The organism is Micromonospora sp. NPDC049175 (assembly GCF_043197345.1).
GTDB lineage: Bacteria > Actinomycetota > Actinomycetes > Mycobacteriales > Micromonosporaceae > Micromonospora.
On record NZ_JBICSY010000016.1, the window covers coordinates 61,352 to 79,110 of the forward strand.

Sequence of the window (17,759 nt, forward strand, 5' to 3'; positions counted from 1 at the left end):
CACTGGGTTGCTGTCGTAGGGTTCGATGCGCCCGCAGGCGGTTTTGTTCGCCGCGCGGAGTCGTTAATTTGTCACGCCGGCGCGGGGCATCATGTCACGGCCGACGTCGACCGCCCGGCAACTCGCTTAGTCATCGTTCAGGCTCGCCGACTAGGGTGCAGTGAGGCACTCAATCGCAGCGAGGGAGAAGCAGATGGCGGGTCGACTCGCGGTCGTCGGGGCGGGTTTGATGGGCTCCGGCATCGCTCAGGTGGCGGCGCAGGCCGGCTGGCAGGTGACGCTGCGCGACCTGGACGACGCGGCCACCACCCGTGGGCTCGGCGGCATCCGGAAGTCACTGGAGAAGTTCGCCGAGAAGGGCAAGATCGAGGCGTCCGAGGTCGAGGCGACGCTCGCGCGGATCACCCCGACCACCGAGCTGGAGGCGGCGGCGGACGCGGACATCGTGGTCGAGGCGGTCTTCGAGCGGCTGGAGATCAAGCACGAGGTGTTCCGCGCCCTGGACAAGATCTGCAAGGCGGACGCTGTGCTCGCCACCAACACCTCGGCCATTCCGGTCACCCAGATCGCCGCGGTGACCGAGCGGCCCGAGGCGGTCGTCGGCACCCACTTCTTCTCCCCGGTGCCGATGATGCAGCTCTGCGAGCTGGTGCGCGGCTACAAGACCAGCGACGCGACGCTGGACACCGCGCGGTCCTTCGCCGAGGAGATCGGCAAGACGGTGGTGGTCGTCAACCGGGACATCGCCGGCTTCGTCACCACCCGGCTGATCTCCGCCCTGGTGATGGAGGCGGTCAAGCTCGTGGAGTCCGGCGTGGTGTCCGCCGAGGACCTGGACACGGCCTGCCGCCTGGGCTTCGGGCACGCGATGGGCCCGCTGGCCACCACCGACCTGACCGGCGTGGACGTGCTGCTGCACGCCTCGAAGAACATCTACACCGACACGGCCGACGAGAAGTTCTTTCCGCCGGAGCTGCTCCAGCGGATGGTCACCGCCGGCGACCTGGGCCGCAAGACCGGCAAGGGCTTCTACACGTACTGAGGCACGGCGACCGGGGCGGGCCGCCCGCCCCGGTCGACCACTCAGCCGTCGCGCTTGGTGGTCCAGCGGAAGGTGGTCAGGCAGAGCACCACGCCGATCACGCACCACAGGGCCAGCACCAGGGCGACCCGGCCCAGCTCGAACGAGCCGCCCGGCTCCTGGGTGCCGAAGCTCTCCGGCAGGAACACCGACCGCAGCCCCTGACACATCCACTTGAGCGGGAACAGCGCCGCCACCTGCTGCATCCAGGTGGGCAGGTCGGTGAAGACGAAGAACACCCCGGAGATGAACTGGAGGACCAGGGCGACCGGGGTGACCACGGCCGAGCCGCTGCGGGCGGTGCGCGCCAGCGACGAGATGGCGATGCCGCACAGGGTGCAGGCGGTCACCCCGAGCGCGGCGACCCAGCCGAAGGTGAACCACTTCGCGGCGGTGCCCGGCAGGTCGAGGTCGAACAACGCCACCGCGACGGCCAGCAGCAGCACGGTCTCGGCGATGCCGATCGCCACCACCATGATCACCTTGCCGGCGAACCAGACCCACTTCGGCATCGGCGTGCCCCGGTAGCGCTTGAGCACACCCCGGTCCCGCTCGATCGGGATCCAGATGCCGAGGTTCTGGAAGCTCACCGTCATCAGGCCGGTCGCGATCATGCCGGTGATGAAGTACTGGGTGAACTTGACCCCGCCCCCGATCTCCCCGCTGAAGATCGACGCGAAGATCAGGATCATGATGATGGGGAAGCCCATGGTGAAGACCACGGACTCCCGGCTGCGCAGGAACTGGGTGATCTCCAGTCGGCCCTGACGCAGGGCGAGCGCGCCGGCCGACGGCCGACGGCCCGGGGTCGCGGCGACAGGCGTCGCCGGCTTCGTCGTGGTGGTCATCGCGCGTGTCCGATCATGGTGAGGTAGACGTCCTCCAGGGTCGGCCGGGTCACCGTGAGGCCGGGAACCTCGCCGCCGTAACGCGCGGCCAGCTCGGCCACCAGGGCCGTCGGCGTCGCGCTCTGCGCACTCTCCGGCGTCCCGTCCGGGGTACGCCAGGAGACCGTCGCGAGGGCCTCCTGCCGGTTGCCCAGTTGGTTCGGGGCGGCCACCTCGACAAGTCGGCCGCCGGCGATCACCCCGACCCGGTCGGCGAGCGCCTCCGCCTCGTCCAGGTAGTGAGTGGTCAGCACGATTGTGGTGCCCGCCGCGGCGAGGTCGCGGATCAGCTCCCAGAACTCGCGGCGCGCCTCGGGGTCGAAGCCGGTGGTCGGCTCGTCGAGGAAGAGCAGCTCGGGGCGACCGACGATGCCCAGCGCCACGTCCAGGCGGCGCTTCTGCCCGCCGGAGAGGGTGTGCGTACGGGCCTTCGCCTTGTCGGCCAGCCCGACCCGCGCGATCACCTTGTCCGGGTCGTCGGCGTCGGGATAGAAACCGGAGAAGTGCCGGATCACCTCGGCCACCGTCAACTCGTCGAACTCCCCGGTGCCCTGGAGCACGATGCCGACGCGGGAGCGCCAGTCGGCGTCCGGGTGCGCCGGGTCCGTGCCGAGCACCGAGACCTCGCCGGCATCCCGGCGTCGGTAACCCTCCAGGATCTCCACGGTGGTGGTCTTGCCGGCGCCGTTCGGGCCGAGCAACGCGAACACCTCGCCCCGGCGTACGTCGAGGTCCACGCCCGCCACCGCGACGTTGTCGCCGTACGCCTTGCGCAGCCCGCGGACGGAGATGGCCAGCTCGTCATCCATGCCGTCAAGTGTGCGCCCTGACCCGGTCGCCGCGGTGCCCCGGGGTGTAGCGGTGCGCGCCACCACGGGCGCTTCGCCCCCGGACGTCCCCGACATGGACCTGTGTGGTTTTCCACAGCCCGTTTTACCGGACGGTAACTTAAGCTCCAGCCATGGATGAGACGGCATCTGCGCTGCGTCTGCCCGAGCGGGACCGCCCGTGGTTGATGCGCACCTACGCCGGCCACTCGTCGGCCACTGCGACGAACGCCCTCTTCCGTCGCAACCTGGCAAAGGGGCAGACCGGCCTCTCGGTCGCCTTCGACCTGCCCACCCAGACCGGGTACGACCCGGACCACGAGTTGGCCGTCGGTGAGGTCGGCCGGGTGGGGGTGCCGGTGGCCCACCTCGGCGACATGCGGGCCCTCTTCGACGGCATCCCGCTCGCCGAGATGAACACCTCGATGACCATCAACGCCCCGGCCATGTGGCTGCTCTCCCTCTACGGCATCGTCGCCCAGGAGCAGGGCTCGACCGCCGCCATGCTCTCCGGGACCACCCAGAACGACATCATCAAGGAGTACCTGTCCCGAGGGACCTACATCTTCCCGCCGGCCGCGTCGCTGCGGCTCACCGCCGACGTCATCGCCCACACCCTCGAGACGATGCCCCGGTGGAACCCGGTCAACATCTGCTCGTACCACCTCCAGGAGGCCGGGGCCACGCCCGTGCAGGAGGTCGGCTTCGCGCTGGCCACCGCGGTCGCCGTGCTCGACGCGGTCCGGGACGCGGGTCAGGTGCCGGCCGAGCGGATGGGCGACGTGGTACAGCGGATCTCGTTCTTCGTCAACGCCGGTGTGCGTTTCGTCGAGGAGGTCGCCAAGATGCGCGCGTTCGGCGTGCTCTGGGACGAGATCACCCGGGACCGGTACGGGATCACCGAGGCCCGGCAGCGGCGCTTCCGCTACGGCGTGCAGGTCAACTCGCTCGGCCTCAGCGAGGCGCAGCCGGAGAACAACATCCAGCGCATCGTGCTGGAGATGCTCGGCGTGACGATGTCCCGCGACGCGCGGGCCCGCGCCGTGCAGCTACCCGCCTGGAACGAGGCGCTCGGCCTGCCCCGCCCCTGGGACCAACAGTGGTCGCTGCGGATGCAGCAGGTCCTGGCGTACGAGTCGGATCTGCTCGAATATCCCGATCTCTTCGCCGGCTCGTACGTGATGACCGCGCTCGTCGACGAGGTCGTCACCGGGGCGCGGGTCGAGCTGGACAAGGTGCTGGAGCTGGGCGGTGTGGTCGCCGCCGTGGAGACCGGCTACCTCAAGAGCGCGCTTGTCGCCTCGCTCGCCGAACGCCGCCGCCGGATGGAGTCCGGCGCGGACGTGGTGGTCGGGGTCAACAGGTACGCCGAGACCGAACCCTCCCCGCTGACCGCAGCCGGTGCGGAGGCCGTCGAGCAGGTCGACCCGGCGGTCGAGGCGGCCGCCGCGGAGGGCGTACGGCGGTGGCGGGCCGATCGGGACGCGGACGCGGTCGACGCGGCACTGGCCCGGCTGCGCGCGGACGCCGCGACCACCGCCAACCTGATGCCCGCCACCCTGGAGTGCGCCCGGGTGGGGGTGACCACCGGCGAGTGGGCCGGTGCGCTGCGGGAGGTCTTCGGCGAGTACCGGGCGCCGACCGGCCTGGCCGGCGCCACCGCCAGCGGCGGAGACGCGGGCCTCGCCGCCGTCCGCGAGCGGGTCGTCGCCACCGCCCGCGAGTTGGGCAGCGGCCGGCTGCGGCTGCTGGTCGGCAAACCCGGCCTGGACGGGCACTCGAACGGCGCGGAGCAGATCGCGGTACGCGCCCGCGACGCCGGCTTCGAGGTCGTCTACCAGGGCATCCGGCTGACCGCGGGGCAGATCGTCGCCGCCGCCGTCGAGGAGGACGTCGACCTGGTCGGGCTGTCCGTGCTCTCCGGGTCCCACCTGGCCGCCGTGCCCGCGGTGCTGGACGGGCTGCGCGCCGCCGGACGGGCGGACCTGCCGGTGGTCGTGGGCGGCATCATCCCCGCCAATGACGCCGACACGCTGCGGGCGGCCGGGGTGGCCCGGGTCTTCACCCCGAGGGACTTCGCCCTCACCGACATCATCGACGACCTGGTGACGGTCATTCGGCACGCCAACGACCTGCCCTGACCCCGCTGTGGGCGGGTCAGCGGCCGGCGTAGGTCATGCAGTCGGCCAGGTCGTTGTCCGGGCCGACCTTGATCGACGACGCGTGGCACTCCAACTGCTCGTTGTGCCGACAGTCGGAACGCTGGCAGGCGCCGACCTGGGCGGTCATGCCGTCCACGCCGCCCCGGATCGGCGACTCGACGAAGGTGTGGCAGTGCGCGTGATCCATGCTGCCGATCGTGATCGCGAAGGCGTGGCAGTCGCCCGACTGGTTGTAGGCGCAAGCGGCAACGACACATTCCTGGACTCGGGGCATCTCCAACGCTGCAGTCATGCCAACCTCCTCTAGGCCTTTGCCCTGATCCTAGGCTTTTGCCGACCCACCCAACCCGAATATGGCGGGCCGCCGATCCGGCGCCCAGCGTGATCGACTCGGGCTTCCGGAAGGCGGGGTGTCCCGCTGCGGGGATGGCCCGGTTTCCAGGAACCCGCGTCGATCAAGCGTCAGACGCGGAAGCCGGCGGCGCGGGCCGCCTCGCGTTCCCGGCGGCGCGCGGAGCGTCGCCGGAGGAACCAGTAGACGAAGGCCACCAGACCGAGCAGGAAAGCCAGCACCAGCACCGGCAGGATGATCGCCACCAGGGAGACCACCACGCTCGTGGCGTCCTCGGCGGTGCTGGCCACCGGTGCGCCGAACCCGGCCGTGCTCGCGTTGATGATGGGGCGGGCCGCGGACTTGAGCAGGTGTACGCCCAACGCCAGCAGCACGCCGGTGACGACCGGCACCCACTGGTGCGACGAGAAGAAGCTCCCCGGGTCGCTGACCGTCACCGTCTCCGACGAGGATCCGGCGCCGAAGGCCAGACCACCGGCGGTGGGTCGGACCACTGTCTGCACCACGTCGTTGATGTGGTCGACGACGGGCACCTTGTCCGCGACCATCTCTACGGCGAGCAGCACGGCCAGGATGACGATGACCCAGCCGTTGCCGAGCCAGGTCCAGCCGCTGGGCAGGTCGATCAGGTCGGTGTAGCGGCCGAGGAGGCCGAGGGCGAGCAGGGGTATGTAGGCGTTCAGCCCCGCTGAGGCGGCGAGGCCGGTGCCGGTGAGGACTTCGAACACTGTCTCAGCATCGCACCGACGCGCCAGTGCCGCTCGGCGGTGACCGGTGGGTCCTCGGCTACCCTCGTCGGGTGCGGTTGGTCATTGCGAAGTGCTCGGTGGACTATGTCGGACGGCTCTCGGCTCACCTGCCGCCGGCCACTCGGTTGCTGATGGTGAAGGCGGACGGGTCGGTGTCGATCCATGCCGACGACCGGGCGTACAAGCCGTTGAACTGGATGAGCCCGCCCTGCCGGCTGGAGGAGGCCCCCGGCGTGTGGCGGGTGGTCAACAAGGCCGGCGAGGAGCTGCGGATCACCCTGGAGGAGATCTTCCAGGACACCTCGTACGAGCTGGGTGTGGACCCGGGCCTGCGCAAGGACGGGGTGGAGGCGCACCTGCAGGAGTTGTTGGCCGCCAACCCCGGTGCGTTGGGCGAGGGGTTCACGCTGGTCCGTCGCGAGTACATGACGGCGATCGGCCCGGTCGACCTGCTCTGCCGGGATGCCAACTCCGGCGCCGTGGCCGTCGAGGTCAAGCGGCGCGGCGACATCGACGGTGTGGAGCAGCTCACCCGATACCTCGAGTTGATGAACCGTGACCCGCTGCTCAGCCCGGTGGCCGGGGTCTTCGCGGCGCAGGAGATCAAGCCGCAGGCCCGGGTGCTCGCCGCCGACCGGGGCATCCGGTGCGTGGTCGTCAACTACGACCGGCTGCGGGGCATCGAGAAGGACGAACTGACGCTCTTCTGATCGGCTCACCCGCCGGCTCTCATCGGCTCACCCGCCGGCACGCACCGCGATCAGCGACTTGGGCAGGCCGAACGCCCGCTCGACGAGCATTGTCGAGTCGGGGAAGTAGTGGCGCATCTGCGAGCGGTCCAGCAACTCGGTCCAGAGCACCTGGTGGATGGCGGCGTCGTGACTGCGGGTCGGCTTGTGGCCCAGCGGCCAGCGGCGGGCGAGCGCGGTGCGTAGTCGCACCGGCAGGAACTGCATCCCGGGCGCGATCCAGTGCGGCTCGATGGGGAAGTAGCGGTAGGGCGTCTGCACCCAGTGCCGGTCGGCCATCGCGCGGGCGGCCGCGGCGAAGCGCAGCCGGCGTTCGTGCCCGCCCACATGCTCCAGGACCGAGTTGGAGAAGACCAGGTCGTATTCGGTCTTCGCGAGGCGCGGGGGCAGATCGCAGGCGTCGGCCTGTTCGACGTGGGCCCAGTCCGGCACGACGGCGGGCGGCTGCTCCAGGTTGATGACTGTCACCCGGGCCGGGCGGACCGTCGCGCGGTGCCAGGTGCCGAGCCGGCCGCCGAGATCGACCACGTGCATGTCGCCGATGTCGGGAAAAGTGCGCGCCAACCAGTCCGAGCGATGCTGGCGCCGCCGCGCACTCCACGACTGGTCGCTGTCGACAAGGCGGTAGCGCAATCGATTGGGGCCCATTTAACGCAATGTACCGCCGCCGACACCGCGTATAAACATGTGGATACGCTGATCTTTGTTGAAGATCGGTTATCCGACACTCACCTTCCGTACATGATCTTGATGGCCTTGACGAGTCGCGCCACGTCGGTCGGAGTCCGTTCGAAGGTCATCGACGGCAACAGCGACCGGGCCCGACGGCGGGTGACCGCCTTGGCCCGGCCGAACTCACGCAGCCCGTCCTCGCCGTGGATCCGCCCGAAGCCGGAGTCGCCGACCCCACCGAACGGCAGGGTGGACATGCCGGCGAAGGTCAGCGCGGAATTGATCGAGGCCATTCCGGAGCGCAGCCGCCGCGCGATGGACACCGCCCGCCGCCGGCCGAAGACCGAACCCCCCAGCCCGTACGGCAGGGCGTTGGCGCGGGTCACGGCCTCGTCGGCGTCGCGGACCCGGCTGATGGTCAGCGTCGGGCCGAAGGTCTCCTCGCGGACGGCGGCCGACTCCTCCGGGACGTCCACGAGCACGGTCGGGTGCACGTACGGCGGCTGCACCGCGCTCGGGCCGCCGAGCACCGCGCGCCCGCCGGACGTGATCGCGGCGTCGATGTGCCGGCGGATCACGTCGATCTGCGTGGGCATGGTGATCGGGCCGATGTCGGTGCCCTCCGGCCCGACGGTCAACCGACCGGCGCGGGCCACCACCTTGTCGACGAAGGCGTCGAAGACGGCGTCGACCGCGTACACCCGCTCGATGCCGATGCAGGTCTGTCCGGCGTTCGTCATGCCGCCCCAGACACACGCCTCGGCCGCGGCGTCTAGATCGGCGTCGCTGTCCACGATCATGGCGTCCTTGCCGCCGCCCTCGATCAGCACCGGGGTCAGCGTCTCGGCGCAGGCGGCCATCACCTTCCGGGCGGTGGCGGTCGAACCGGTGAAGGCCAGCTTGTCGACCCCGGAGCGGCACAGCGCGGCACCCACGTCGCCCAGCCCGTGCACGGTGGCGAAGACCTGATGCTCGGGCACCACCTCCGCGAAGCTGTCCACAAGCCACTGGCCGGCGGCCGGGGTGTATTCGCTCGGCTTGAGCACCACGGCGTTGCCGGCGGCCAACGCGTACGCGGCGGAACCGATCGGCGTGAAGACCGGATAATTCCACGGCCCGATCACGCCGACCACGCCGTGCGGCTGGTATTCGAGGTGACCGGAGAACTCGGCGAGGATGAGCCGGGACCGCACCCGACGCGGGCCCAGCACGCGGCTGGCGTTGCGGGCGGCCCAGTCGATGTGCTCGATCGCGGTGACGATCTCGACGATCGCGTCGGCGGTCGGCTTGCCACCCTCGACGTGGACCAGCTCGGCCAACTCCTCGATGCGTTTGGCGAGCAGGGCCCGCCACCGCAGCATCCGTTCGCGGCGGGCGGTGAAGCCGAGCCCGGCCCACCACCCCCCGGCGACGCGGGCGTCCTCGACGGCCCGCCGCACGTCGGCGTCGGTCGCGACCGGGAAGCGGCCGGCCTCAGCGCCGGTGGCCGGGCTGGTGGAGACCAGCCGACCCGCCTCGATGACCGGAAGACCCGGGACCTGCACAGCCGTCATGGCGGAAGTCTAGACCCGAGGATTACTCGCCGGTAGGTCCGGATCGCAACCTCGCGGCCCGTAGTCGTACCGCTTCGCCTGATCGTTTGTCAGTGCAGGTCAAGCTGTTGATGGCGAACGGGACCCGCCCGAATCGTCGAACGGCAGGTAGCCGGGAGGTGGCGAGGAGCTGACCGGCCGGTCGGTGTCGATGATTACCGTCTGATGGCAGGCTGACGCGCGGAGTAACGGTGTGGGGTGGAGGGCTGACTGTCCATGGAGGAACATCCGGAACTTATGCCGCTGTTGACGGTGGCGGGTGGGCCGATGCGCGGAGCGAGTTTTCGACTTCGGGTCGAACCGCAGGTGGTCGGTCGGGCACCGACCGGCCACGTCGTCATCAGCGACCCGCACCTGAGCCGCCGCCACGCGGAGGTGTGGCTGGCCCCGGAGGGCCCGTCGCTGCGGGACCTCGGCTCGACAAACGGCACCTGGCTCAACGACCGCCGGATCACCGACGTCGAGCGTCTCTCCGACGGCGACGTGATCCGACTCGGCCGTACCGAACTGCGCCTGTTCGATCCGGGGGTGGCACACACCGATCCGGTGGGGCTCAGCTTCGGCCCGTCCCGGCGGGACGTCCGACCGACGCTGCCGCTGCCGCTGGCCGCGCCGCCCGGCGCCCGCCGCTGACCGACGCACGCCGACCCGGGCGCGGCCCACACCTGGGCCGCGCCCGGGATGGCTGTCAGCCACCTGGACCGGCACCGGGGGGCGTGGCACCATCCCGCGGATGGAAACCGAGCAGCGGAGCGTCACGGCGAACGGCATCACCCAGGCGGTCCGGGTGGCCGGACCACCGGACGGCATCCCGGTGCTGCTGATCCACGGCAACTGCTCGTCCGCCCTGTTCTGGGAGCCGCTGGTCCGGCGGCTGCCGCCGACGCTGCGGGTGGTCGCCCCCGACCTGCGCGGCTACGGCGACTCCGCGACGGCCCCCGTGGACGCCACCCGGGGCCTGCGGGACTTCGCCGACGACGTGGCCGCCCTGCTGGACGACCCGACGCTCTTCGGCGCCACCGACACCCGCCCGGTGGTGGTCGGGCACTCCCTCGGCGGCGGAGTGGCGATGGCACTGCTCGTCGACCACCCACACCGGGTGGGCGCGTTGCTGCTCGCGGCACCGGTCTCCCCGTACGGCTTCGGCGGCACCCGCGACCTGACCGGCACACCCACCACTCCCGACTTCGCCGGCACCGGCGCGGGCACGGCGAACCCGGACTTCGTCGCCCGGCTCGCCGCCGGCGATCGGAGCACGGACAACCCGGCCAGCCCACGCGCCGTCCTGCGCGCCACCTACGTGGCCGATCCGGCGGCGCTCGGCGCGGACGAGGACCTGCTCCTGGACACGGTGCTCTCCACCGCCACGGGGGACGACAACTACCCGGGCACGGCGGCGCCGTCGGAGAACTGGCCGGGCACCGCGCCGGGGAAGCGCGGCGTGCTCAACGCCCTCGCGCCGACCTGGTTCCGGCTCGCCGACGAGCTGGTGGCCGTCGCCGACAAGCCCCCGGTCACCTGGGTACGCGGCGACGCCGACGCCATCGTCTCGGACACCTCGCTGTTCGACCTGGCGTACCTGGGCTCGCTGGGTCTCGTGCCGGGCTGGCCCGGCGCGGAGGCCTGCCCGCCGCAGCCGATGGTCGGCCAGACCCGGTCGGTGCTGGAGCGGTACGCGGCGGCCGGCGGCACGTACCAGGAGGTGGTGTTGCCCGGTTGCGGACACAGCCCGCACCTGGAGCGGCCGGCGGAGTTCGTGGCGGAACTGCTGGCACTGACCACCGGACCCGCCGCCTAGCGGCCCGACGCCGTCGGCGGTGAAATATGCCACGGCGTCTCGACAACCAAGCGTCACATGGCAGACTCGCGCGCATAGCCTTAGCGGCCGTTCAGGAGCCGTGCGAAGTGTCTGGGGAGGCCGGTCGTGGCGCGCGAGTTCAGCACCGTGGGTGTGGTGGGGCTGGGCACCATGGGTGCCGGCATCGTCGAGGTCTTCGCCCGAAACGGCATCGACGTGGTCGCGGTCGAGATCTCCGAGCCGGCGCTGGAACGCGGCCGGGCCACCCTCACCGCCTCCACCGACCGGGCGGTCGCCAAGGGCAAGCTCGCCGCGGCGGACCGCGACGCCCTGCACGAGCGGGTGCACTTCGCGGTCGGACTGCCCGCGCTGCACTCCGTCGACCTGGTCATCGAGGCGGTGCCCGAGCACCTCGACCTCAAGCAGCGGATCTTCGCGGAGCTGGACCGGGTCTGCCGGCCGGAGGCCATCCTCGCCACCAACACCTCGTCGCTGAGCGTCACCGAGATCTCGGTGGCCACCACCCGGCCCAACCAGGTGATCGGCATCCACTTCTTCAACCCGGCCCCGGTGATGAAGCTTGTCGAGGTGGTCCGCACCGTTGTCACCTCGCCCGAGGTGGTCGCCGACGTCGAGGCCCTCTGCGCCCGGCTCGGCAAGGTCGACGTCACCATCAACGACCGGGCCGGCTTCATCGCCAACGCGCTGCTCTTCGGCTACCTCAACCACGCGGTCGCCATGGTCGAGTCGCACTACGCCGCCCGGGAGGACATCGACGCCGCGATGAAGCTCGGCTGCGGCCTGCCGATGGGCCCGCTGGCGCTGATGGACCTGATCGGCCTGGACACCGCGTACGAGATTCTGGACACCATGTACCGGCGCGGCGGGCGGGACCGCCGGCACGCACCGGTGCCGCTGCTCAAGCAGATGGTGACGGCGGGGCTGCTCGGCCGGAAGTCCGGTCGGGGCTTCTACACCTACGAGCGGCCCGGCTCGCCGGTGGTCGTACCGGATGAGGCGACGCCCCTGACGACGGAGGCCGGGGTCGCCGACGGCGCGCGGGCCATCTACGCGGAGGTCGGCATCGGGAGCGCGAGGAGTGAGCTTGCGAGCCCCGCAGTCGTGACCAAAGTCGGCATCGTGGGCTCCGGGACGATGGCCACCGGGATCATCGAGGTCTTCGCGAAGGCCGGCTACGAGGTCGTGTCGGTGACCCGCGGCGCGGAGAAGTCCGCGACGGTCTGCGAGGCGGTGAAGACCTCGCTGAACAAGGGCGTGGTGCGCGGCCGGCTCACCGAGGCCGACCGGGACGCCGCACTCGGCCGGATCAGCTGGTCGGCCACCCTCGACCACCTCGCCGACGTCGACCTGGTGGTCGAGGCGGTGGTCGAGGAGTTGAGCGTGAAGAAGGCGCTCTTCGCGAGCCTCGACGAGATCTGCAAGCCCGGCGTGGTGCTGGCCACCACCACCTCGTCCCTGCCGGTGATCGACGTGGCGATGGCCACCCACCGGCCGGCCGACGTGGTGGGGCTGCACTTCTTCAACCCGGCGCCGGTCATGCCGCTCGTCGAGGTGGTCCGCACGATCCGCACCTCCCCGGAGGCCACCGCCACCGTCCGCGCCGTCTGCGCCGCTCTGGGCAAGACCGGTGTGGTCTGCGGTGACCGGTCCGGGTTCATCGTCAACGCGCTGCTCTTCCCCTACCTGAACGACGCGGTGAAGATGCTCGAGGCCAGCTACTCGACCGCCGACGACATCGACCACGCCATGAAGCTGGGCTGTGGCTACCCGATGGGCCCCTTCGAGCTGCTCGACGTGGTCGGGCTGGATGTCGCGTTGGCGATCCAGCGCGAGCTGTACCTGGAGTTGCGCGAGCCGGGCTTCGCACCCGCGCCACTGTTGGAGCACCTGGTCACGGCCGGCTACCTGGGTCGTAAGACCCGCCGCGGCTTCCGCGACCACTCGCACCGCTGACCGGGTCAACGCCGCAGGGTGCCCAGGGCGTCTGCAGGGTGTGACCTTCGAGGAGTACGTCAGCAGCCGGGGACCGGCGCTGGTCCGGCTCGCCCGGCTGCTGACCGGTGACGAACACCGGGCCGAGGACCTCACCCAGGAGGTGCTGTCCCAGGCGTACGTGCAGTGGCGCAGGATCGCCCGCGCCGACCGGCCCGACGTGTACGTGCGCCGGATGCTTGTCAACGCCAACCACTCCTGGTGGCGTCGCCGGTCCAGCCGCGAGCTCGTCGTCGACTCCTTCGCCGAGCGGGCCCACCGCGGCGACCTCGGCGGCGAAGCGGCCGACCGGGACGAGATGTGGCGGCTCATCCTCGGCCTGCCCGACCGTCAGCGGGCGGTGCTGGTGCTGCGCTACTACGAGGACCTCGACGACGCGACGATCGCCCAGATCCTGGACTGCGCGCCGGTCACCGTCCGTACCCACGCGATGCGGGCGCTCGCCAACCTCCGGGAGCGCTGCGGCGCCCCGGCCACGAACGGGAGCCGACCGTGACAGACCTCGACCAGCGGATCGACCAGACGCTGCGCGAGCACGCCGAGGGCACTGTGGACACCGACCGGCTGCTGGCCGTCGCCGTGGCCCGGGGCCGGGGACGAATCCGCCGCCGACGCACCACCACCGGCGCGGTGCTCGGGGTGGTGGCCGTCATCGGCGCGGGCGTGGCCCTCGGCCCGGTGGACCTCACCGACTCCGGCCCGCGCGTCGTCATTCCAGGTCTGGGCCTGCCGAGCGACGCCGTGGAGGCCGTGACGCCGCCCCGGCTCGACGGCGTACCGGGTGCGGCCGCCCGACCCGACCTGGTCGGCGCGGACCCGAACGTGCTGCACTTCGGGCTCGCCCCGGACGGCCCCCGGTACCTCTCCTGGTCCGTGCAGAACGGCGTGGAGATGGCGCGGCTCGACATCGACGGGCGCGCCGTCACCGTGGAGCTGGCCGCCTCCGCGGACGCCCTGCCCATGCGCGCCCAGGGCCTGCCGGCCCTGGTACCGGAGCTGATCAAGGACGGCGTCTACGACGGGTCGGTGTCGCACGCCGAGGGGCCCTACGGCGTCCTGGCCTGGCTGCGGCACTGGCAACCCGCCCCCGGGGTGTACGCCAGGGCCAGCAGCAGCGGCCCCGACGAGCGGGACCTGTTCGACGTGGCCGCCGCGCTGCGCCTCGACCAGGCACACCGGTGCGGTGGCCCACTGCGGCTCACCACGCTGCCGGCGGGCACGCGGCTCACGAGGTGCGCGGTGACGGTGGCGCCGTTCCCGGCGGCGTTCGGCGTGCAGATGATGGTCTCCGGGAGCACCCCGGGCGCGATCCAGGTCGAGTTGCAGTACGCGACGGGCATCGCCGGCACCCGCACCGAAGGGAATCGGACTGTCAATGGCAAACCAGCGCATATCGATCCCCAGGTTGGCGAACTTGAGCTGCTCGGCTTTCCCAAGGCACACCTGACCGCCAACTTCGGTTGGCCGGCACAGGGGTACGACGAGGAGGACGCGGCAACGGTGCTGGGCGGTGCGCAGGTCGCCGAGCCGCTGGACGAGCCCGCGTCCTGGTGACCGACCGGGCCGCCCCACCAGACGGACCGTACGCTTGGTGACTGTGAGCCCCCGTCGCAATCGCCCTCGCCGGGACGAGAACGCCAACCTGGACGCCGACCGGGTCCGGCAGGGTGTCGCCTCGGTGCAGCAGTGGGCCGACGGCGCCTGGCAGGTACGCGGGATCGGCGCCGGGGCGTCCGTCAAGACGTACCGCTGCCCCGGCTGTAACCAGGAGATCCCACCCGGAGTGGCCCACCTGGTGGCCTGGCCGTCCGACGGCCTGGGTGACCTGACCGACCGACGGCACTGGCACAGCGGCTGCTGGCGAGCCCGGGACCGGCGCGGGCCGGCGGTGCAACGCGGCCGGGGCGCCCCGCGCTACTGACCGACCCGACCGGGTGTGTCCTGGCGCGGCTCAGCGACCTGGATCACGCTGTTTGTGCCTGGGCGGGCGGCGGCGGTGACTTCGCGACAGACTTGGGCGGTGAGCACAGCGATTCGCGCGTCGTCCATCCTGCCCGGCAGCCGGGAGGACATCGAGCTGCACACCGCCGACGGTCTGCGCCTGGTCGGTGAGCTGGCCCTGCCGGCCGACCGGCCGCCGGTGGCCACCCTGGTCTGCCTGCATCCGCTGCCCACCCACGGCGGAATGATGGACAGCCACGTCTTCCGTAAGGCGGCCTGGCGGTTGCCCGCCCTGGCCGACCTGGCCGTGCTGCGGTTCAACACCCGGGGCACCAGCAGCCTGCGTGGCACCAGCGAGGGAGCGTTCGACGGCGCGGTGGGGGAGCGGTACGACGTGGCCGCCGCCATCGAGTACGCGGAGTTCGCCGAGCTGCCCAACATCTGGCTCGTCGGCTGGTCGTTCGGCACGGACCTGGCCCTGAAGTACGGCTGCGACCCGGCGATCGCCGGAGCGATCCTGCTCTCCCCGCCGCTGCGCTTCTCGACACCTGCGGACCTGGCCACCTGGGCCACCTCGGGTCGGCCGCTGACGGCGCTGGTGCCCGAGTTCGACGACTACCTGCGCCCGACCGAGGCGCGGGAACGGTTCGCCGCCGTGCCGCAGGCCGAGGTGGTCGGGGTGCCCGGCGCCAAGCACCTCTGGGTGGGCGACGCGGAGACGGTGCTCGACGAGATCGTCCGGCGGGTCAACCCGGCCGTCGACGTGCCGCTGCCCACGACCTGGGACGGCCCGATGGAGGCCGGCGACGTCAGCGCGTACGCCGACCGGACGGTGGCCTCGTTCGCCGACACGCCCGTCCCCGGCCCGGCCGCCGGGCAGGCCGGCTGACCCGTTCGCCCGCGGCCTGGTCGGCTGACCCGTTCGCCCGCGGCCTGGTCGGCTGACCCGCCCGTCTGCGCGCCGGCCGCCGGTCGGCTGGCTGGCGCTCAGCGGGTCTCCTGGCGAGGTAGCACCACCTCGCGCAGGATCAGTTGCAGCGCGGCCACCGTGGGGATGGCGATCAGCGCTCCCACCACGCCCAGCAGCGCTACGCCCAGCAGCGCGGCCAGCAGGGCGGCCACCTCGTTGACCTCCACCGAGCGCCGCATCACCTTCGGGTAGATCAGGTAGTTCTCCACCTGCTGGTAGACCAGGAAGAAGATCGCGCAGGCGATGCCGGTGGGCAGGTCGGTGGCAAAGCCGACCAGGCTCACGATCACCGCGCCCAGGGTGGCGCCGATCTGCGGGATCAGGTCGGTCACCGCCACCACCACGGCCAGCGCGAACGGGTACGGCAGCCCGACGATCAGCGCGAAGACGAAGGTGGTCGCGCCGGCCAGCACCGCGATGCTGAGCGCGCCGACCATGTAGGCCCCGACCTTGGCCAGGATCTCGTCACCGATCAGCTGCACCCGCTCCCGCCGCGACCGGGGCACCAACGAGTAGCCCAGGGCGCGAAGCTTGTTGAAGTAGGCCAGGAAATAGATCGTCAGCACCAGCACGGTTAGCGTCCGGAACACCGTGCCGAAGATCAGTTGTGCGCCGCCGAGCACCCCGCCGAGCGCCCGGCCGACGGTCTCCGCGTTGGCCGCGCCCTGCACGCGCTCCACCACGTCGTACCGCTCCACCAGGTCATTGACAGTCGGATTGCGCCGCAACTCGTCGAGCAGGTTCGGGATCTGGTCGATGAACTGCCCCGACTGCGTCACGATCGGCGGGACCAGCGCCACCACGCCACCGCAGAGCAGCAGCACCACGACCAACGCGACCGCCGCCACCGCAAGGCCGTGCGGCACACCCCAGCGGCGTAGCCGGACCACCGCCGGGTTGAGGCCGACCGCCAGGAACAGTGCGATCACCACCAGCACCAGGATGCCGCCGGCATTGCGAATCCCCAGATAGAGGGTGTACGCCAGCAGCACGCCCAGCGCCCCGGTGAACCCGATCAGGAAACTGCTGCGGCGCAGCGGACGCCCCGGTGTGCCGAACTTCCCGGACGGGACCGCCGGCGGCGCGTCCGGGTCGATTCCCGGAGCGGGGACCGGCACCGGCGGTGGCGCGTCTGCCGGCGGTGACGCGTCTGCCGGCGGTGGCGTCTTCGCTGGCAGGGGATCGGGGGTCACGTCCGGGTCGTCGCCGGACCTGTCGTGCTGTGGCACAGAGACCTCCCGGCTCAGGCGGTGGGACGAGGAGCGGTGGCCACGTACGCCCGCCACGCGGCCGGCGCGAAGACCAACACCGGGCCGGTCGAGTCCTTGCTGTCTCGCACCCCCACCAGGCTGTCTCGCACCCCCACCACTCCGGGCAGGTTGTCCGCCACCTCGACACACTCTCCGTTGCCGCTACGGCTGGACGTGCGCCAGCGTGCACCGGTCAGGTCCATGAGGTCACAACTTCCTTCATCAGCTCGATCGACTGGCGGCGGGACGACGCACCGTTTCTGATCATCTCCCAGCGCGCCAGCAGCGTAGCCACCTCATGGTCGCCATCGACCACGAGACCGTCAATCTGATGTTCCATGTGCCCCACCCAACCACCGTCGGCGTCTCGGTCCAGATCGAACGGACCGGAAAGGCCCGACGTGCAGCCCGGTTTGGGCCGGGACGATATGCGGGCTGACGTGCGGTCGTTCCCGGCTGGCGACGCGGTGGGTGAACTACTCGACCACCCCGCGACGCACCCACACCCCGCACTGCGACGGATGTGCCGCTGCCGGCAGACGGCCGTCGCCACCCGTCATCGTCCGGGCCTCGCCGACGGGGAGATCTTGGACAGTTTCCGTTACGCGGGCGGGCTCAACCGGTGGTTGCAACACCGAGGAGCTGGGTCATCTTCTCACCTGGGGTGGCCCAGCCCAGGGTCATGCGGGGGCGGTCGTTGAGTTCGTCGGCGACAT

19 protein-coding genes are annotated in these 17,759 nt (G+C 71.3%); 10 read left to right on the forward strand and 9 right to left on the reverse strand.

All coding sequences use genetic code 11. The features are described 5' to 3' along the window. Positions 1-193: 193 nt before the first annotated feature. Positions 194-1,042, forward strand: a complete 849-nt coding sequence (locus ACGFH8_RS34640) for a 3-hydroxyacyl-CoA dehydrogenase family protein (protein ID WP_393375798.1) — start codon at positions 194-196, stop codon at positions 1,040-1,042. 41 nt (positions 1,043-1,083) lie between these two features. On the opposite strand, the gene ACGFH8_RS34645 is transcribed toward ACGFH8_RS34640, so the two are convergent. Together ACGFH8_RS34645 and ACGFH8_RS34650 are read right to left on the reverse strand one after the other, a co-directional pair. Continuing rightward, complete coding sequence (locus ACGFH8_RS34645; RefSeq protein WP_393375800.1) at positions 1,084-1,929, reverse strand: ABC transporter permease; 846 nt, start codon at positions 1,927-1,929, stop codon at positions 1,084-1,086. Next, positions 1,926-2,777: an ABC transporter ATP-binding protein gene (locus ACGFH8_RS34650; protein WP_393375803.1), complete on the reverse strand. Its 852-nt coding sequence runs from the start codon at positions 2,775-2,777 to the stop codon at positions 1,926-1,928. Before ACGFH8_RS34650 ends, ACGFH8_RS34645 begins: the two co-directional genes overlap by 4 nt. Before the next feature lie 152 nt (positions 2,778-2,929). Here ACGFH8_RS34650 and ACGFH8_RS34655 point away from each other — a divergent pair, with 152 nt between their 5' ends. After that, positions 2,930-4,936 carry a protein meaA gene (locus ACGFH8_RS34655; RefSeq protein ID WP_393375806.1) on the forward strand — a complete coding sequence of 669 codons (2,007 nt, stop codon included), beginning with the start codon at positions 2,930-2,932 and terminating at the stop codon, positions 4,934-4,936. A 16-nt stretch (positions 4,937-4,952) separates the two neighbouring features. Here the strand turns inward: ACGFH8_RS34655 and ACGFH8_RS34660 are convergent, their stop codons facing one another. Both ACGFH8_RS34660 and ACGFH8_RS34665 read right to left on the reverse strand, forming a co-directional pair. After that, the gene (locus ACGFH8_RS34660; protein WP_393375808.1) at positions 4,953-5,249 is read right to left on the reverse strand and encodes a DUF1540 domain-containing protein; all 297 of its coding nucleotides are present in this window, start codon (positions 5,247-5,249) and stop codon (positions 4,953-4,955) included. Between the two features lie 170 nt (positions 5,250-5,419). After that, positions 5,420-6,037 carry a DUF4126 domain-containing protein gene (locus tag ACGFH8_RS34665; protein WP_393375811.1) on the reverse strand — a complete coding sequence of 206 codons (618 nt, stop codon included), beginning with the start codon at positions 6,035-6,037 and terminating at the stop codon, positions 5,420-5,422. A 71-nt stretch (positions 6,038-6,108) separates the two neighbouring features. Between ACGFH8_RS34665 and nucS the strand changes: the two genes are divergently transcribed. After that, positions 6,109-6,768, forward strand: coding sequence for an endonuclease NucS (nucS, locus tag ACGFH8_RS34670; protein ID WP_357246312.1), 660 nt, complete (start codon positions 6,109-6,111; stop codon positions 6,766-6,768). 27 nt (positions 6,769-6,795) lie between these two features. On the opposite strand, the gene ACGFH8_RS34675 is transcribed toward nucS, so the two are convergent. Together ACGFH8_RS34675 and ACGFH8_RS34680 are read right to left on the reverse strand one after the other, a co-directional pair. Continuing rightward, positions 6,796-7,455: a class I SAM-dependent methyltransferase gene (locus ACGFH8_RS34675; protein ID WP_393375814.1), complete on the reverse strand. Its 660-nt coding sequence runs from the start codon at positions 7,453-7,455 to the stop codon at positions 6,796-6,798. 80 nt (positions 7,456-7,535) lie between these two features. Then, positions 7,536-9,032: an aldehyde dehydrogenase family protein gene (locus tag ACGFH8_RS34680; RefSeq protein ID WP_393375817.1), complete on the reverse strand. Its 1,497-nt coding sequence runs from the start codon at positions 9,030-9,032 to the stop codon at positions 7,536-7,538. A gap of 306 nt (positions 9,033-9,338) precedes the next feature. Between ACGFH8_RS34680 and ACGFH8_RS34685 the strand changes: the two genes are divergently transcribed. The 7 genes from ACGFH8_RS34685 to ACGFH8_RS34715 all read left to right on the forward strand — a co-directional run bounded on the left by ACGFH8_RS34685 (position 9,339) and on the right by ACGFH8_RS34715 (position 15,712). After that, positions 9,339-9,704: an FHA domain-containing protein gene (locus ACGFH8_RS34685; RefSeq protein WP_393375819.1), complete on the forward strand. Its 366-nt coding sequence runs from the start codon at positions 9,339-9,341 to the stop codon at positions 9,702-9,704. Between the two features lie 100 nt (positions 9,705-9,804). After that, positions 9,805-10,869: an alpha/beta fold hydrolase gene (locus ACGFH8_RS34690; protein WP_393375821.1), complete on the forward strand. Its 1,065-nt coding sequence runs from the start codon at positions 9,805-9,807 to the stop codon at positions 10,867-10,869. A 126-nt stretch (positions 10,870-10,995) separates the two neighbouring features. Then, the gene (locus tag ACGFH8_RS34695; RefSeq protein ID WP_393375824.1) at positions 10,996-12,843 is read left to right on the forward strand and encodes a 3-hydroxyacyl-CoA dehydrogenase family protein; all 1,848 of its coding nucleotides are present in this window, start codon (positions 10,996-10,998) and stop codon (positions 12,841-12,843) included. A gap of 40 nt (positions 12,844-12,883) precedes the next feature. Continuing rightward, complete coding sequence (locus tag ACGFH8_RS34700; protein ID WP_393375827.1) at positions 12,884-13,378, forward strand: SigE family RNA polymerase sigma factor; 495 nt, start codon at positions 12,884-12,886, stop codon at positions 13,376-13,378. Next, positions 13,375-14,436, forward strand: coding sequence for a hypothetical protein (locus tag ACGFH8_RS34705; protein ID WP_393375830.1), 1,062 nt, complete (start codon positions 13,375-13,377; stop codon positions 14,434-14,436). The genes ACGFH8_RS34700 and ACGFH8_RS34705 overlap by 4 nt, the downstream gene beginning before the upstream one ends. Before the next feature lie 37 nt (positions 14,437-14,473). After that, positions 14,474-14,803, forward strand: a complete 330-nt coding sequence (locus tag ACGFH8_RS34710) for a hypothetical protein (RefSeq protein ID WP_393375832.1) — start codon at positions 14,474-14,476, stop codon at positions 14,801-14,803. 99 nt (positions 14,804-14,902) lie between these two features. After that, the gene (locus tag ACGFH8_RS34715; RefSeq protein ID WP_393375833.1) at positions 14,903-15,712 is read left to right on the forward strand and encodes an alpha/beta hydrolase; all 810 of its coding nucleotides are present in this window, start codon (positions 14,903-14,905) and stop codon (positions 15,710-15,712) included. Positions 15,713-15,810: 98 nt separating this feature from the next. Here ACGFH8_RS34715 and ACGFH8_RS34720 read toward each other — a convergent pair whose 3' ends face one another. Genes ACGFH8_RS34720 through ACGFH8_RS34730 form a run of 3 tightly spaced genes read right to left on the reverse strand, consistent with a single transcriptional unit; the run spans position 15,811 to position 17,596 of the window. After that, positions 15,811-17,022, reverse strand: coding sequence for an AI-2E family transporter (locus tag ACGFH8_RS34720; RefSeq protein WP_393375836.1), 1,212 nt, complete (start codon positions 17,020-17,022; stop codon positions 15,811-15,813). A gap of 14 nt (positions 17,023-17,036) precedes the next feature. After that, positions 17,037-17,246 (reverse strand): DUF397 domain-containing protein, encoded by a 210-nt coding sequence (locus ACGFH8_RS34725; protein ID WP_393375838.1) that lies wholly within the window; start codon positions 17,244-17,246, stop codon positions 17,037-17,039. After that, entirely contained in the window at positions 17,237-17,596 is a 360-nt protein-coding gene (locus tag ACGFH8_RS34730) for a Scr1 family TA system antitoxin-like transcriptional regulator (protein ID WP_393375840.1), read from the reverse strand. Before ACGFH8_RS34730 ends, ACGFH8_RS34725 begins: the two co-directional genes overlap by 10 nt. Positions 17,597-17,759 lie beyond the last annotated feature (163 nt).

Excerpts from the sequence above, each read along its gene's own strand:
- ACGFH8_RS34725 (WP_393375838.1), bottom strand. The coding sequence starts at position 17,246 with ATGGACCTGACCGGTGCACGCTGGCGCACGTCCAGCCGTAGCGGCAAC.
- ACGFH8_RS34675 (WP_393375814.1), bottom strand. The coding sequence starts at position 7,455 with ATGGGCCCCAATCGATTGCGCTACCGCCTTGTCGACAGCGACCAGTCG.
- ACGFH8_RS34655 (WP_393375806.1), top strand. The coding sequence starts at position 2,930 with ATGGATGAGACGGCATCTGCGCTGCGTCTGCCCGAGCGGGACCGCCCG.
- ACGFH8_RS34690 (WP_393375821.1), top strand. The coding sequence starts at position 9,805 with ATGGAAACCGAGCAGCGGAGCGTCACGGCGAACGGCATCACCCAGGCG.
- ACGFH8_RS34645 (WP_393375800.1), bottom strand. The coding sequence starts at position 1,929 with ATGACCACCACGACGAAGCCGGCGACGCCTGTCGCCGCGACCCCGGGC.
- ACGFH8_RS34685 (WP_393375819.1), top strand. The coding sequence starts at position 9,339 with ATGCGCGGAGCGAGTTTTCGACTTCGGGTCGAACCGCAGGTGGTCGGT.
- ACGFH8_RS34650 (WP_393375803.1), bottom strand. The coding sequence starts at position 2,777 with ATGGATGACGAGCTGGCCATCTCCGTCCGCGGGCTGCGCAAGGCGTAC.
- ACGFH8_RS34680 (WP_393375817.1), bottom strand. The coding sequence starts at position 9,032 with ATGACGGCTGTGCAGGTCCCGGGTCTTCCGGTCATCGAGGCGGGTCGG.
- ACGFH8_RS34640 (WP_393375798.1), top strand. The coding sequence starts at position 194 with ATGGCGGGTCGACTCGCGGTCGTCGGGGCGGGTTTGATGGGCTCCGGC.
- ACGFH8_RS34660 (WP_393375808.1), bottom strand. The coding sequence starts at position 5,249 with ATGACTGCAGCGTTGGAGATGCCCCGAGTCCAGGAATGTGTCGTTGCC.